This is a genomic window from Salinivibrio sp. SS2 (genome assembly GCF_001722075.1).
Taxonomy (GTDB): domain Bacteria; phylum Pseudomonadota; class Gammaproteobacteria; order Enterobacterales; family Vibrionaceae; genus Salinivibrio; species Salinivibrio proteolyticus.
In genome coordinates this window covers 53859-69344 of sequence record NZ_MEBP01000071.1, presented here as the reverse complement: position 1 = coordinate 69344, position 15486 = coordinate 53859, and the positions used below count along the sequence as shown (strand labels likewise).

At 51.4% G+C, this 15486-nt stretch carries 8 protein-coding genes, 1 tRNA gene, 2 rRNA genes and 1 riboswitch; of the genes, 6 read left to right on the top strand and 5 right to left on the bottom strand.

Translation table 11 applies throughout. The features are described from left to right. The first annotated feature begins 70 nt into the window (after positions 1-70). The 4 genes from rrf (BGK46_RS07730) to metA all read left to right on the top strand — a co-directional run bounded on the left by rrf (BGK46_RS07730) (position 71) and on the right by metA (position 1615). Positions 71-186, top strand: a 5S ribosomal RNA gene (gene rrf, locus BGK46_RS07730). 97 nt (positions 187-283) lie between these two features. After that, positions 284-359 (top strand) — tRNA-Thr (locus tag BGK46_RS07725). A 7-nt stretch (positions 360-366) separates the two neighbouring features. Continuing rightward, positions 367-482, top strand: a 5S ribosomal RNA gene (gene rrf / locus BGK46_RS07720). A 185-nt stretch (positions 483-667) separates the two neighbouring features. After that, on the top strand, positions 668-1615 hold the full coding sequence (gene metA / locus BGK46_RS07715) for a homoserine O-acetyltransferase MetA (RefSeq protein WP_069588202.1): 948 nt from the start codon (positions 668-670) through the stop codon (positions 1613-1615). Positions 1616-1660: 45 nt separating this feature from the next. Here metA and BGK46_RS07710 read toward each other — a convergent pair whose 3' ends face one another. Then, positions 1661-2953 carry a cation:proton antiporter gene (locus tag BGK46_RS07710; protein WP_069588200.1) on the bottom strand — a complete coding sequence of 431 codons (1293 nt, stop codon included), beginning with the start codon at positions 2951-2953 and terminating at the stop codon, positions 1661-1663. A gap of 169 nt (positions 2954-3122) precedes the next feature. Here BGK46_RS07710 and metH point away from each other — a divergent pair, with 169 nt between their 5' ends. Continuing rightward, entirely contained in the window at positions 3123-6800 is a 3678-nt protein-coding gene (gene metH / locus BGK46_RS07705) for a methionine synthase (protein WP_139130754.1), read from the top strand. Positions 6801-6839: 39 nt separating this feature from the next. On the opposite strand, the gene lysC is transcribed toward metH, so the two are convergent. Beyond that, positions 6840-8225 (bottom strand): lysine-sensitive aspartokinase 3, encoded by a 1386-nt coding sequence (lysC, locus tag BGK46_RS07700; protein ID WP_069588199.1) that lies wholly within the window; start codon positions 8223-8225, stop codon positions 6840-6842. Between the two features lie 85 nt (positions 8226-8310). Continuing rightward, a riboswitch (Lysine riboswitch) is annotated at positions 8311-8495 on the bottom strand. Between the two features lie 227 nt (positions 8496-8722). On the opposite strand from lysC, the gene BGK46_RS07695 reads away from it, so the two are divergent. Then, positions 8723-9856, top strand: coding sequence for a pyridoxal-phosphate-dependent aminotransferase family protein (locus BGK46_RS07695; RefSeq protein WP_069588197.1), 1134 nt, complete (start codon positions 8723-8725; stop codon positions 9854-9856). A gap of 7 nt (positions 9857-9863) precedes the next feature. Here BGK46_RS07695 and BGK46_RS07690 read toward each other — a convergent pair whose 3' ends face one another. The 3 genes from BGK46_RS07690 to galU all read right to left on the bottom strand — a co-directional run bounded on the left by BGK46_RS07690 (position 9864) and on the right by galU (position 15375). Beyond that, positions 9864-11537: a Wzy polymerase domain-containing protein gene (locus tag BGK46_RS07690; protein ID WP_069588196.1), complete on the bottom strand. Its 1674-nt coding sequence runs from the start codon at positions 11535-11537 to the stop codon at positions 9864-9866. After that, entirely contained in the window at positions 11537-14362 is a 2826-nt protein-coding gene (gene uvrA, locus BGK46_RS07685) for an excinuclease ABC subunit UvrA (protein WP_069588194.1), read from the bottom strand. The genes BGK46_RS07690 and uvrA overlap by 1 nt, the downstream gene beginning before the upstream one ends. 152 nt (positions 14363-14514) lie before the next feature. Continuing rightward, a complete protein-coding gene (gene galU / locus BGK46_RS07680; protein ID WP_069588192.1) occupies positions 14515-15375 on the bottom strand; it encodes a UTP--glucose-1-phosphate uridylyltransferase GalU in 861 nt (286 codons plus the stop codon). Between the last annotated feature and the right edge of the window lie 111 nt (positions 15376-15486).

Below are 15486 nucleotides of genomic sequence, written 5' to 3'. Positions count from 1 at the left end.
ATTGTGGCGAGAACGAACAGCTTTCTAGATTAAGTGTTTTGACTGAAAAGTGAAGACACACCAAATTTTGCTTGGCGACCATAGCGCTTTGGACCCACCTGACTCCATGCCGAACTCAGTAGTGAAACGAAGCAGCGCCGATGGTAGTGTGGGGTCTCCCCATGTGAGAGTAGGACATCGCCAGGCTTGCTTTCTTGTTTTCAGATTTTTTGAAAAAATCTGAAGGCAAAAACGAATTGAAGTATCAAAGCAGATTGACGTAAGACTTTGGTAAAGCGTTTTCGCTGATATAGCTCAGTTGGTAGAGCGCACCCTTGGTAAGGGTGAGGTCGGCAGTTCAAATCTGCCTATCAGCACCAGTATTTTCTTGGCGGCCATAGCGTAACGGCACCACCTGAACCCATGCCGAACTCAGAAGTGAAACGTTGCTGCGCCGATGGTAGTGTGGGGTCTCCCCATGTGAGAGTAGGTCACTGCCAAGAGTTATTTTTAAGCCCTCCGCATTTGCGGGGGGCTTTTTCGTTTTTACGTATTGTCCTTCCATCCCGATTCCTTTCTATTCTCAATAGAGTATTGCTTTATCCCACTTGATTATTGCTTGAGCTCCATAATGGGCTGCGTTATGTTATTAGATATCTGGACGTCTAAACATCTCTAGGAGGCAGTGATGCCGATTAAAATTCCGGACCAACTTCCCGCGACCAATATTCTGCGGCGTGAAAATATCTTTGTGATGACAGAAACGCGCGCGGTAAGCCAAAACATCCGTCCGCTGAAAGTCCTGCTTCTAAACCTGATGCCAAAGAAAATCGAGACAGAAACGCAATTTATGCGCCTGCTCTCTAATAGCCCTTTGCAAGTGGATGTTGAGCTTTTACGGATAGACAACCGACCAAGCAAGAATACGCCGACTGAACATCTTGATACCTTCTATCGCCAGTTTGAGGCTGTGCGGGGGCGTAACTTTGATGGTTTGATTGTGACAGGCGCGCCTCTCGGCTTAGTGCAATTTGAGGACGTGATTTACTGGGAGCATTTACAGGATGTGATGAATTGGGCACACCAACATGTCACCTCCACACTCTATATCTGTTGGGCAGCGCAAGCAGGATTAAAGCTACTTTACGATTTGCCTAAGAAAACCCGCAAAGAAAAGCTATCAGGTGTTTATCGCCATCAGGTAAATAGGGAGTTATCTAAGCATCCGCTATTACGCGGCTTTGATGATAGCTTCTTAGCGCCTCATTCACGTTATGCAGATTTTTCTCCCCATTATTTGGATGAACATACCGATCTGGATATCTTAGCCACCTCTAATGAGGCGGGTACGTATCTGGCCGCGACCAGAGATAAGCGCAATGTGTTTGTCACTGGGCATCCTGAGTATGATGCGCATACGTTGCATGATGAGTATCACCGTGATTTAGAGGAGGGGATGGAGCCGGTGATCCCCATTAACTATTACCCGGATGACGATCCTTCTCAGCCACCGTATGTGAGCTGGCGCAGTCACGGGCATCTGCTGTTTGCGAATTGGCTGAACTATTGTGTCTATCAGCAAACTCCCTTCGATTTGGATACATTTTCAGCGTCTAACTTTACGCTTGATGAATAAAAAAGGCGCCATCTGGCGCCTTTATGATAGACAAAGGAGCGGAGTTCATTGGAGGCGCTTGTCCATCTCGTCCTGAGCCGCGTTTGCTTTATCAACCATGCCGGTCATGGTTGAGCCTTGTACCAAAATAGAAAACACCACCACCGCGTAAGTCATCACCAAAATCAGCTCTCTGACATCGATTTGTTTTTCTGGAACCACAATAATGCCGGCTGGTACCGCCATGGCCATGGCCAAGGCGAGGCCTCCACGCAATCCTCCCCATGTGAGAATACGCACAGCCCACGGGTTATATTCGCGAAAGCATCGGAAACCGAGATAGCAGGCTTTGACACTCAAATAGCGAGCCGCTAGCACTAAAGGCACGACACAACCCATTACAATCCAGTCCTCTTCATGAAAGGTGATTTGCAACAAGCTTAAGCCGATGAGCAAGAACAGTAAGCTGTTAAGAAATTCATCGACCAGTTCCCAGAAATGGTCGAGGTGATCTTCACTTTCTTTGGAAAAGCCAATAAAGCGGGTCCAGTTACCGATCATGATCCCGGAGACGACCATTGCCAGTGGTCCGGAAACATGCAGCATATCGGCGAGCACATAGCCTGCACTGGGAATGGCTAAAGTGAGTAACAGCTCCATGGAGTGATCGTTAGTGGCACAAATCAAACGGTGAAAGGCATAGCCTAAAACTAGGCCGTAACATATGCCGCCAATCGCTTCTTGCGCAAACAGCGACAGGGTGCCCGCCAAGGTTGGGTTTTGGTGTCCGAATGCGAGGGTGAAAATAGTCACAAATACCACCAAGCCAAAACCATCGTTAAACAACGACTCGCCTTCGATTTGGGTGGTAATACGCATGGGGGCATGTAATTTTTTGACAATCGCAAGCACGGCAATGGGGTCCGTGGGTGAGATCAGGGCGCCGAAAAGTAAGCAGTAAATATAATCAAATTGTACCCCAATCAGTTGGAACACGCCCCACACACCGGATCCCACTAAAAACACGGAGAGCAGTGTCGCACCGAGTGCAAGAGTGGTGATTTCCCATTTTTGGTCTGAAAACGAAGGCAGTTTGACACCCAGCCCTCCAGCAAAAAGTAGAAAGCCAAGCACGCCCTCAAGGAGAAACTCCTCAAAATGAATATCCCCTAAGGTTTGCGCGGCAATCGCCTTTAGAGGCAGGGCTTGATACTGACCGGCAATCACTATCCCTAAAGACAGTAAAAGTGCACCCGCCGTGATTGCGATGGTGGTTTGGACGCGGCTAATTTTACTGTTAATAAACGCGATGATAATGGCGGCAGCGGCCATAAAGCTGAGGATAGCGTAGGTTGACATACATCATTCCTGATACGGCTAGGGAGTGGAAAAAAGAGTTACAAAATATTAATAGAAATCGCTTCCAAAACGAACAGCAGATTTGAAATAGATCAATATTAATTCATTTAAATAGACGTCTAGATTTCCATTTTCGCTGTGGTAGGATGAAATTATCGCAATGAGGAAGATGATAAGCGTAATGAGTATGGACCGACTGACACAGCAACTGCGCGAACGTATTTTGGTAATCGATGGTGGTATGGGCACCATGATTCAGGGGCTAGGGCTCAATGAGGCCGATTATCGTGGCGCGCGTTTTAAAGATTGGCACTGTGATGTAAAAGGTAACAATGACCTTCTGGTGCTGACTCAACCCGATAAAATCGCTGCCCTACATAGTGATTATCTGGCTGCGGGCGCGGACATTATTGAAACCAATACCTTTAACGCCACCCAAATCGCGATGGCCGATTACGACATGCAAGCGCTGAGTGCGGAAATCAACTTAGCGGCCGCTCGGCTTGCGCGTGAGGTTGCTGATACGTGGACGGCGAAAACGCCAACTAAACCCCGCTTTGTCGCGGGTGTGTTAGGGCCCACTAACCGAACGTGCTCAATTTCACCGGATGTGAATGACCCGGGCTTTCGCAATGTCAGTTTTGATCAGTTAGTCGACGTGTATGCTGAGTCTACCGAAGCCCTCATTGATGGCGGTGTGGATATCATCATGTTGGAGACCATCTTTGATACCTTGAATGCCAAAGCCTGTGCGTTTGCGGTGGAGAAGGTCTTTGATGCTCGTGGTTCACGCCTGCCCATTATGATCTCCGGCACTATCACTGATGCATCTGGGCGTACCTTATCCGGACAAACCACCGCCGCTTTTTATCACTCGTTGCGTCATGTCGAGCCACTGTCTTTTGGCTTGAACTGTGCGCTCGGGCCGGCGGAATTGCGCCAGTACGTTAAAGAGCTGAGCGACATTTGTGAGGGCTTTGTCTCTGTCCACCCGAACGCGGGGTTGCCCAACGCCTTTGGCGAATATGATCTCTCTCCGGAAGAGATGGCGACACACATTGATGAGTGGGCGGCATCTGGCTTTATCAACTTGGTCGGTGGCTGTTGCGGGACCACCCCCGAACATATTCAAGCGATCAGTGATGTTGTTGCGACGCATCCTCCTCGCCCCTTGCCAGCTCATCCCGTCGCCTGTCGCTTATCTGGACTCGAGCCACTAACCATTAATGCCGATAGCTTGTTCGTTAATGTGGGTGAGCGCACCAATGTGACCGGCTCAGCACGCTTTAAACGTTTAATCGTTGAAGAGCAATATGACGAAGCGCTTGAAGTGGCATTGCAGCAAGTGGAAAACGGCGCCCAAATCATCGATATCAATATGGATGAGGGTATGTTGGATGCCGAAAAGGCCATGGTGCGATTTCTCAATCTTTGCGCGGCCGAGCCGGATATCGCCCGTGTGCCCGTGATGATTGACTCCTCCAAATGGGAGGTGATTGAAGCTGGCCTTAAATGCATTCAAGGGAAAGGCATCGTCAACTCTATTTCGCTCAAAGAAGGAGAAGAAGCCTTTCTTCACCAAGCACGTTTAGTCCGTCGCTATGGTGCAGCGGTGATTGTGATGGCGTTTGATGAGCAGGGACAGGCCGATACTCAGGCACGAAAAGTAGAAATCTGTACGCGGGCCTATCATCTTCTGGTCGAGCAAGTCGGTTTTCCGCCGGAAGACATTATCTTCGATCCCAATATCTTTGCGGTTGCCACCGGCATTGATGAGCACAATAACTACGCGGTCGACTTCATCAACGCCGTGGCTGATATCAAGCAAACTTTACCGCATGCCATGATCTCAGGCGGTGTCTCAAATGTGTCGTTTTCGTTTCGAGGCAACAACCCCGTCCGTGAGGCTATTCATGCGGTGTTTTTGTATCACTGCATCAAAAATGGCATGGACATGGGGATCGTCAATGCGGGCCAGTTAGCCATCTATGATGATTTGCCTGAATCGCTGCGCTTGGCAGTAGAAGATGTGGTGCTCAACAAAGATGATGGCGCCACGGAGCGTTTATTAGAGATCGCCGACAGCTATCGTGATAGTGGTGAGAGCGAGGTCGCGGAAACCGCGGAGTGGCGTAGCTGGCCAGTAGAAAAGCGGCTGGAACATGCACTGGTCAAAGGCATTACAGAATTTATTGTTGAAGATACCGAGCTGGCTCGCGTGGCAGCGAGTAAACCCCTAGAAGTCATTGAAGGCCCGCTGATGGCGGGCATGAACGTGGTTGGGGACTTGTTTGGCGAAGGCAAGATGTTCCTGCCACAAGTGGTGAAGTCGGCTCGGGTGATGAAGCAAGCGGTGGGGTACCTTGAACCTTACATCAACGCTGAAAAGCAGCAAGGGCAGACCAATGGCAAGATCCTGCTTGCCACCGTCAAAGGCGATGTGCATGACATTGGCAAAAACATTGTTGGCGTGGTGCTGCAGTGTAATAACTTTGAGATTATTGATCTCGGTGTGATGGTGCCGACCGATAAAATCCTGTCGGTGGCCCGAGAAGAAAACGTCGACATTATTGGTCTATCGGGTCTGATCACCCCGTCGTTAGATGAGATGGTGAACGTGGCGAAAGAGATGGAGCGACAAGGGTTTGATATTCCTCTGTTGATTGGCGGTGCGACCACCTCCAAAGCCCATACCGCGGTGAAAATTGAGCAGCATTACCATGCGCCCGTGGTCTATGTACCCAACGCGTCGCGTGCGGTTGGGGTGTGCTCCTCGTTATTATCCGAGACGCAGCGACCTGATTTTGTCGCGCGTTTGGCCAAAGAGTATGACACTGTGCGTGAGCAGCATCAGCGTAAAGCGCCCCGCACGCCACCGGTGACCTTGGAGCAGGCTCGCGATAACAAGTGGCAAACGGATTGGGCAAACTATATGCCTCCGCAACCGGCGAAGCCAGGCATCCATGTTTACGATGATGTTTCGATAGCGACCTTACGTCAGTATATCGACTGGACGCCTTTCTTTATGACGTGGTCTCTCAGTGGCAAATTCCCCGCGATTTTGGATCACGAGCTGGTGGGGGAGGAAGCCCGTCGCTTGTATCAAGACGCCAATGCTTGGCTCGATCGTTTCGAGGCAGAAGGCTTGGTAGCGGCAAAAGGGGTGTGTGGCCTCTTTCCTGCCAATAGCGTGGATGATGATATTGAAGTGTATACCGACTCGTCACGACAAACGGTGAGCACGATATTGAATCACTTGCGTCAGCAAACACAAAAGCCGCGTGGTGCGAACTATTGCTTGTCAGACTTTATTGCGCCGAAAAGCAGCGGTCAGCCGGATTGGGTTGGTGCATTTGCGGTGACAGGCGGCATTGGTGAGTATGCTTTGGCGGAAGAGTACAAAGCGAAAGGGGATGACTACAACGCGATCATGATCCAAGCGGTGGCGGATCGACTCGCAGAAGCCTTTGCGGAATATCTTCACCAGCAAATTCGGATCACCTTGTGGGGGTATGCGCCCGATGAGACGCTTGATAACGACGCCCTGATCCGCGAACAATACCAAGGGATCCGGCCAGCGCCAGGTTATGCCGCCTGTCCTGAACACAGTGAGAAAGGCAAGATTTGGCAATTGCTATCGGTAGAAGCGCATACGGGGATGACACTTACCGAAAGCTATGCCATGTGGCCGGGCGCGTCGGTTTCGGGTTGGTATTTTTCCCATCCAGAGTCACGTTACTTTGCGGTAGCGAAAATTCAAAACGATCAACGTGATAGCTACGCGGCACGTAAAGGCTGGTGTCTTGAAGAAGCTGAAAAGTGGCTAGGCCCTAATCTGAATGCCTAACCGAGAAAAGCCAGCGCACGCTGGCTTTTCTTTTGGGTGTTACTCAAAAAGCTGTGTATGTAAACGCTGCACCACCTCGGTGGCACTGTCGTCATCAACCACCATACAGACATTGTGATTACTCGCGCCATAACAAATCATGCGCAAGGTGGCGGTATCTAAGGCGTTAAATACCGGCGTCACCGCCCCCGGAGTATGACGCATCTCATTACCAATTAAGGCGACCACAGCCAAGTGTTGGCAAACGTCAACATGGCACAAGGTCGAGAGTTCCTCCAAGGCGGCATCAGGCAAACGGGGCACCTCACCTTGTGTATTGGTTTGATCGAGCGTCAAAGACACACTGACTTCGGAGGTAGTGATCAGATCGACGGAGATCTGATAGCGCGCTAGGATCGCGAAGACGTTGGCAAGAAAGCCATACGCTTGGAACATCGTCAAACTGGTCAAGGTCACCATGGTTTGATTTCGGCGCAACGCAATGGCGCGGAATAGGGGGGATGATTCCGCGTGTTCTCGGATCCAAGTCCCGCCTTTTTCCGGCGCACAGGCCGCCCCGACAAAGACAGGAATATGCTGGCGTACCGCGGGTAATAGCGTGGACGGGTGGAGCACTTTGGCGCCAAACGTCGCCATCTCCGATGCTTCACTAAAGCTGATCTCAGCAATAGGACGTGCTTTGGCAGCGAGGCGTGGGTCGGTAGTATAAATGCCCGGTACATCGGTCCAAATCGCCAAGCTTGTTGCCCCGAGCGCTTCGGCAAACAAAGCGGCACTGTAGTCGCTGCCTCCTCGGCCAAGAGTGGTCGTTCGTCCTTCTTTGTCGGCACCGATAAAGCCTTGGGTCACGAGAATGTGATTGTCTAGCTGCGCATTCAAGCGCTGACACTGTTGCTGAGTCAGGGCGATATCTGGAATAGCGTGACCAAATTGGCTATCCGTTTTCAAATATTCGCGGGCATCAATCCGAGCTGCGGGCAGGCCAAGGTGGACGAGCAAGCGAGTAAACAGGTGCGTAGAGGTAAGCTCGCCACAGGCAACCAAGGCATCGGTAAGCGCTTCGCTCGGGGCCTCACAGGCTTGCTCACTCAAGGAGATAATCTGCTGGTGGAGCGTTTGCACTGCTTCTTGGGTGTGATGACAAGCGGGCAAAGCTGCCAGTATTTGCTGATGGATAGCGTCTATTGCATCCAGTGTGTTTTGGCGTAAGACATCGTTTTTTATGCCTTGGGCTAAGGCGACAAGATGGTTGGTGACGCCGGCACATGCGCTAATCACTACAAAACGGGTCTCGGGATGGCGCATAATCACTGCGGCACTTTGTTGCATGGCGGCAAAGGTGCCAACACTGGTGCCGCCAAATTTAGCGACTGAAATAGATGGTAACGGGTTCACGTCCTTTTCCCCTTTTGAGCTCGTGCTCATTGATTCAACATATTTAAAAGTCAGTGGGGAACATCAGAAGTCACGTCGCAAACGCGAGCAAAAAGGAAGAGCAAACGGCAGGCATTCTGCCAGAAGCGCTCCACCTGTCTGTCCAAATGGATGACAAGTGACAGCCTGAAGGATTCAGCCTTCATGGCCGGCGGCTCCTTACCCTGTCGGAACCCCCTCGGCATCGCCTCCCCTGATTATCACGCCTTGGAGTAGGGCTCCGCGTGATAACTGCCTGAGTGATGCACCTCTTCTGTATGTTCGGCCATGTGTTGATCCACATGGTGAGTGGTTACATTACGGGCGCTGGTGAGTGGTTGTCAACCGCCAATTGAGTTGCAAAGCGACGATCAGGCACCTATATCGCTGCTATCCGCCACCTGTTGAATATGCGCTCTAGCACGTAAGTTCGCAATGTGACAATGGGGCGATGAACACAAAGTATGCTATAACGGAAAGCGCAAATTTAGCAGACACAAGGATAGGTTATGGCAACTTCAATTTCCGATATCCGCTCATTTCAGCCGATAGAGCGCACCCTGATGGGCCCTGGCCCGTCTGATATTTCTCCGCAAGTGTTGCAGGCGTTGAGTCGTCCGACGTTGGGACACCTCGATCCCCTTTTTATTGCGATGATGGATGAGGTCAAACAGCTCTTACAATATGCCTTTCAGACCGAGAATCCGTTTACCATTGCGGTCTCTGCCCCCGGGAGTGCAGGAATGGAAGCGTGCTTCGTTAACCTTGTAGAGCCCGGTGATACCGTGATTGTCTGCCGCAATGGGGTGTTTGGCGACCGAATGCGAGAAAACGTTGAACGCTGTGGTGCACACGCGGTGATGGTTGACGATGCATGGGGCGAGCCTGTCAGCCCCGACAAGGTGGAAGCGGCATTAAAAGCGCACCCAGAGGCTAGCATCGTCGCGTTTGTTCATGCTGAAACCTCCACGGGCGCTTGCTCAGATGCGCAAACTCTGGCGACGCTGGCGCGCGAGCACGGCTGCCTTACCATTGTTGATGCCGTAACATCACTTGGCGGTGTACCCTTGAAAGTCGATGAATGGCAACTTGATGCAGTCTACTCTGGTAGCCAGAAATGCTTGTCATGTGTTCCGGGCCTATCGCCGGTCACCTTCTCGGCGCGAGCCGTTGAAAAAATGCAAGCGCGCACCCACAAGGTGCAAAGCTGGTTTCTCGATCAAAGTTTAGTGCTGGGCTATTGGAGCGGTGACGGCAAACGCAGTTATCACCATACTGCTCCGGTTAATAGTCTGTATGCATTGCATGAATCATTGCTCAAGTTATATCAAGAGGGAATTGAGAATGCTTGGCAGCGTCATCGAACCATGCATCAACGCTTAAAAGCGGGGTTGGACGATTTAGGTATCCGCTTTGTGGTGGACGAGCCTTATCGCTTGCCGCAATTGAACGCGGTGTATATCCCGGATGGCGTCGATGATGGCGCGGTACGCCAACATCTGCTCAACACCTATAACCTCGAAATCGGTGCAGGCTTGGGCGATCTCGCTGGTAAGGCATGGCGAATTGGCTTAATGGGCTACAGTGCGCGTGAAGAAAACATCGCGCTATGCTTAAAAGCATTGGGCGACGCACTGCGCTAGGCGTACGTTATTCCGGCGGAGTGCGCATCGGTAAGGTGTGGCGAGTGGTCCACACCTTGGCGGCTTGCGGAAACAAATATCGCGCCTCTTGCTGAATATCGCGTGCCCGCTGCGTATCGCCAATTTGCAGTGCAATCTGGTAAGCATGCTGGTAGCCCGCAAACGTGGGGTGTTGTGCCACATGCTGCAGCCATAGGTTCAGGTGCTGGTGGCGCTCGGCATCCGACAGTGTCTCTAGGGTGTGCTGAAAGTGCTGTTCCGCGAGCCCTTGGGTGAGTTTGCTTTGCCACCATGGATGTTGCTGATAGAGCGTAATACGCTGAGAGGTTAATAAAGAGTCACGCAGGTAGCGATTGGCTAAATACACCGATGATAGGCACAACAATCCCACCAAGATCATTACAGTGACAATACTGCGTGTCGCGATACGCTGCCCATATTCGGCGGTAGAAAATGTGATTCGTTGGTATTTGCTGGTTAAATTATCCAGCCAGTACAGCCACATGAGCAGTAGAATGCCGTTAAACCACTGCGTACCGCTGGCCGGATAGATAAGCAAGCCAGTGAGTGGCGGAAGCACGAGCGCAACGAGCATACGCCGCGTGCCTGAAGGGGCGCGGATAATGCGAAGCGCCAGTGGCAGTATCACCGCAAGATACGCCAGTGCTATCACAAGCCCACCTTCCAATAACCACAATGCTAGCGCACTCGGTAATTTCACGGGGCCAGTGTGTCCCGGATGTGCCGCCGATGCGAGCAGTAGAGTCGTTTGTCCATGACCCATGCCAACGCCAAAAAAAGGCGTTTGTTGAAACTGCTGCCAGGCAAGCCACAGTACGCGTTTATCTTGAGGCGTGAGCCATTGCCAGCTTTCTTGCCCAGTCAGCCCGAACACCGCGAGTAACGCACCGGCAGACATGGCGGCCAGCCACGCAAGATGCTGGCGCCGCGTCGCAAAGCGACTGAGATAAACTTGTTGCAAGGCAATGGCGCAAAGGGCAAACAGGAGCAGTAGCGGTCGTCCTTGCATGGCAAGCACGGGCAGGATAACCACTGGCGTGAACACCAACACGCTTTGCGTTATGGGATGGCGGTAGCGGTTACTTGGCTCTCGGGCGAGCAGATAAGCCGCCAAACTTAGGCCGGTGAGTAATAACGCATGGGTCACGGCAGCGGGTAAATGCGGCACCCAATGTTCAAACTTAAAAGGCGCTATGCCCGGTGGCGATTGGTTACCTAAGACGGAGAGGATGGCCAACCAAGAGGCAAGCATCAAGACGGCCAGTAGCCTTTGTCTCTGGGCATGATTAAAAATAAACTGCTGTAAGCTGGAGAAAAAACCGAGGCTGAGGACCAATGCGGCGATGGCATAGCCGCTATTTAGCGTTGCCGCTTGTGGATAAAGATATGGCACACTGGCATAGAGCGTGGCGGCCACTAACGCCCAGGTTAAGTGAGTGACGCGCCATGTGTGCTGTCGCCACACCTCCAGTCCGGCGAACCCCAATACCAAGCTAAGCGTGAGTAACGATAGAGCGGCAGCAGGATGGCGAATACCCACCAACGGCAAGTCGACCGAATACAATGGCAAACAGATCAGCCATAACGCCGCCAGTGCCCCTAAAAAGGGCACCGTAAGCGGTTTTCGTTTCACTCGGTGGGTGGGTAACGCCTGTGTCATTATCGCTCCAACATGGGCTTCAAGAAGTGGGCCGTGTGGCTACCAACCACATTGACGATCTCTTCTGGCGTGCCTTGGGCAATGATTTCACCGCCGCCGTTACCGCCTTCAGGTCCTAAATCGATGATCCAATCTGCGGTTTTAATCACATCTAGGTTATGTTCGATCACCACAATGGTGTTGCCCTGTTCGCGTAAGCGATGCAACACATTCAGCAACTGCTGAATATCATGGAAGTGCAAGCCGGTTGTCGGTTCATCAAGGATATATAGCGTTTTACCGGTATCGCGCTTAGATAGCTCACGGGCCAGTTTTACCCGCTGTGCTTCGCCGCCCGATAAGGTGGTGGCGGCTTGGCCTAGACGAATATAACTCAGACCGACATCCATCAACGTTTGTAGCTTACGCTTGATAGCGGGGACAGCGTCGAAAAATTCACGTGCGTCTTCGACGGTCATTTCCAAGACTTCATCGATAGTTTTGCCCTTATAGCGCACTTCGAGTGTTTCGCGGTTGTAGCGTTTCCCTTTACACACATCACAAGGCACATACACATCGGGCAAGAAGTGCATTTCTACTTTGATCACCCCATCGCCTTGGCAGGCTTCGCAGCGACCGCCGCGTACGTTAAAGCTAAAGCGACCCACTTTATACCCGCGTGCCCGAGCCTCTTGCGTGCCGGCGAAGAGCTCACGTATCGGCGTAAAGATCCCCGTATAAGTGGCTGGGTTTGAACGTGGAGTACGCCCAATGGGGCTTTGATCAATATCGATCACTTTGTCGAAATGTCCTAACCCGTCAATAGACTCGTAAGGCGCGGGTTCGGCGGTGGTGGCACCATTGAGTTGCTGGTGGGCCACTTTAAAGAAGGTATCGTTAATTAACGTCGACTTTCCTGACCCAGATACGCCGGTGACACAGGTGAATAAGCCTACGGGCAAGTGTAAATCGACATGTTTTAAGTTGTTCCCTGTTGCGCCTTTAAGCACCAACATTTTGTCGGGATCTCGAGGGCGACGGGTCTCTGGAACGGCAATCGCCTGCTTGCCGCTGAGGTATTGTCCGGTTAGCGAGTTGTCATTGTTGAGAATATCGTCGAGGCTGCCCTCGGCCACGATTTGTCCGCCGTGAGCACCAGCGCCTGGACCAATATCAATCACATAGTCGGCGGCGCGAATGGCGTCTTCATCATGCTCGACCACAAGCACGGTGTTTCCGAGATCGCGTAAATGCTCCAGCGTATCGAGTAAGCGTGCGTTATCTCGTTGATGCAAACCAATAGAGGGTTCATCAAGCACGTACATTACTCCGACCAGGCCAGCCCCGATTTGACTCGCCAAGCGGATACGCTGTGCTTCCCCGCCAGAAAGCGTATCGGCGCTTCGTGACAAGTTAAGATAATTAAGCCCGACATTGACCAAAAAGCGTAATCTGTCATGGATCTCCTTCATGACTTTTTCGGCAATTTTGGCACGTTGACCCGATAAGGTTAGTTGTTCAAAAAAGTCGAGGGCTTGTTGAATGCTCAGCTCGCAAATTTCAGGTAAGTTGCGGCCATCAATAAATACATGGCGTGCTTCCTGACGCAATCGTGACCCGCCACAGCTTGCACACGGTTTAGTCGCAATGTACTTAGCCAGCTCGTCACGTACCGCATTAGATTCGGTATCACGGTAGCGACGCTCCATATTGTTGAGGATCCCCTCAAAGGGATGTTTGCGCACACGAATATCGCCCCGATCGTTGACGTATTTAAACTCGATCTCTTTCGGGCCTGAACCGTAAAGCAGAATGTCTTGAATGGTGCCAGACAGATCTTGCCAGGGTAGCTCGAGATCAAAGTCGTAGTGATCAGCGAGTGAGCGTAGCATCTGAAAGTAGTAGAAATTGCGTCGATCCCAGCCTCGAATAGCCCCACCGGCGAGGCTGACCGCAGGGTTCTGAATAATCCGTTTAGGATCGAAGTACTGTTGTACGCCTAAGCCATCACAGGTGCCGCAAGCGCCAGCCGGATTATTAAAGGAAAACAGGCGTGGCTCTAACTCTTGCATGCTGTAACCGCAGTGCGGGCAGGCAAAATTGGCAGAGAAGATCAGCTCTTCGCCGTCGCCATCCATCCAGCTGATCACCGCGCTGCCGCCGGTGAGCTCGAGAGCAGTTTCAAATGATTCCGCTAAGCGTTGCTGTTGATCTTCACGGACTTTAAAGCGATCCACCACCACTTCAATGGTGTGTTTTTTATGTAGTTCGAGTGTCGGTGGATCGGACAGATCGCAGACTTCGCCATTAATACGTGCGCGAATAAAGCCCTGTGCGGCAAGGTTTTCGAGAGTTTTAACGTGCTCGCCTTTGCGGTTTTTGATAATCGGGGCGAGCAACATCAGTTTGCTGCCCTCTGGTAGGGCAAGCACTTTATCGACCATTTGGCTAATCGTCTGAGCGGCCAAGGTCACATCATGGGTCGGACAGCGAGGCTCGCCGACACGCGCATACAGCAAGCGTAAGTAATCGTACACTTCGGTGATGGTACCCACGGTTGAGCGCGGGTTATGCGAAGTTGATTTTTGCTCAATGGAGATAGCGGGGGACAAGCCTTCAATATGATCAACGTCGGGCTTTTCCATCAAAGAGAGGAACTGGCGCGCATAAGCCGACAAAGACTCAACATAGCGACGTTGTCCTTCTGCATACAAGGTATCAAAGGCTAAAGATGATTTTCCGGATCCAGAGAGCCCGGTGATGACAATCAACTTATCGCGGGGAATAGTTAGATTGATGTTTTTGAGGTTGTGCGTACGCGCGCCTCTGACGTCGATATTATCCATTGTTATCCTACTTCTCAGTCAGCTCACTTATTGGTCACCGGTGCCCAGTATCGCACAGACGGCGCTGTGACCAAACAAAAAAGGCTGTATATTTACACAGCCTTTTGCCAAGGTGGAAAGTCCTTACGTCGAGACGCAACGCAGAGCGGGGGTTACGGGTTTTTAACCGTGGCTTCGTCTTTGTTTTTGCCGCCTAAGTAGAGGTTTTGATAGCAGTGATTAGTGGCTTCGATAAAGCCTTCCACGCTACCACAGTCAAAGCGCTCCCCTTTAAATTTATAGGCCAACACACATCCGGCTTGCGCTTGCTTGAGCAAGGCGTCAGTGATTTGCACTTCACCGTTTTTGCCCGGTGGTGTGTTTTCGAGCAGTTCAAAAATATCAGGGGTTAAAATATAACGGCCGATAATGGCTAAATTGCTCGGCGCTGTACCCGGGTCAGGTTTTTCCACCATGTTGTCTACGCGGAAAAGGTCATCTTTGATCTCTTGCCCGGAAATAACCCCGTATTTATGGGTCTCGTCTTCGGGTACTTCTTCCACCGCGACGATAGAACAGCGAAATTGTTTGTATAGCGCCACCATTTGTTTAAGCACGCCATGCCCCGGGTTGATACACAGGTCATCCGCCAGCACGACCGCAAATGCTTCATCACCCACCAGTTCACGCCCGGTTAAAATGGCGTGTCCTAAGCCACGCATTTCATGTTGGCGAATATAGGTAAACGAGGCTTTTTCGATGGTGTTACGGATATCATCCAACAGCACTTCTTTGTTGGTGCCGCTGATCTGATGCTCCAGCTCATAGTTCTTATCGAAATGATCCATGATCGCATGCTTACCGCGACCCGTTACAATGCACATGCCGTGGATGTCCGCTTCAAGTGCTTCATCAACACCATACTCAATCAATGGTTTATTGACGACAGGCATCATCTCTTTGGGCATGGACTTGGTCGCGGGTAGAAAGCGCGTACCATAACCGGCGGCGGGGAACAGACATTTGTTAATCATCTTGGATCCTTTATTCGTCACTGATGTGGCCATACAGGCCGCAGCGTGATTTACGTGAATGGCAATCAAATACACCATCCACAGCAATAGGTTGGGCATTATTTTGCTGGG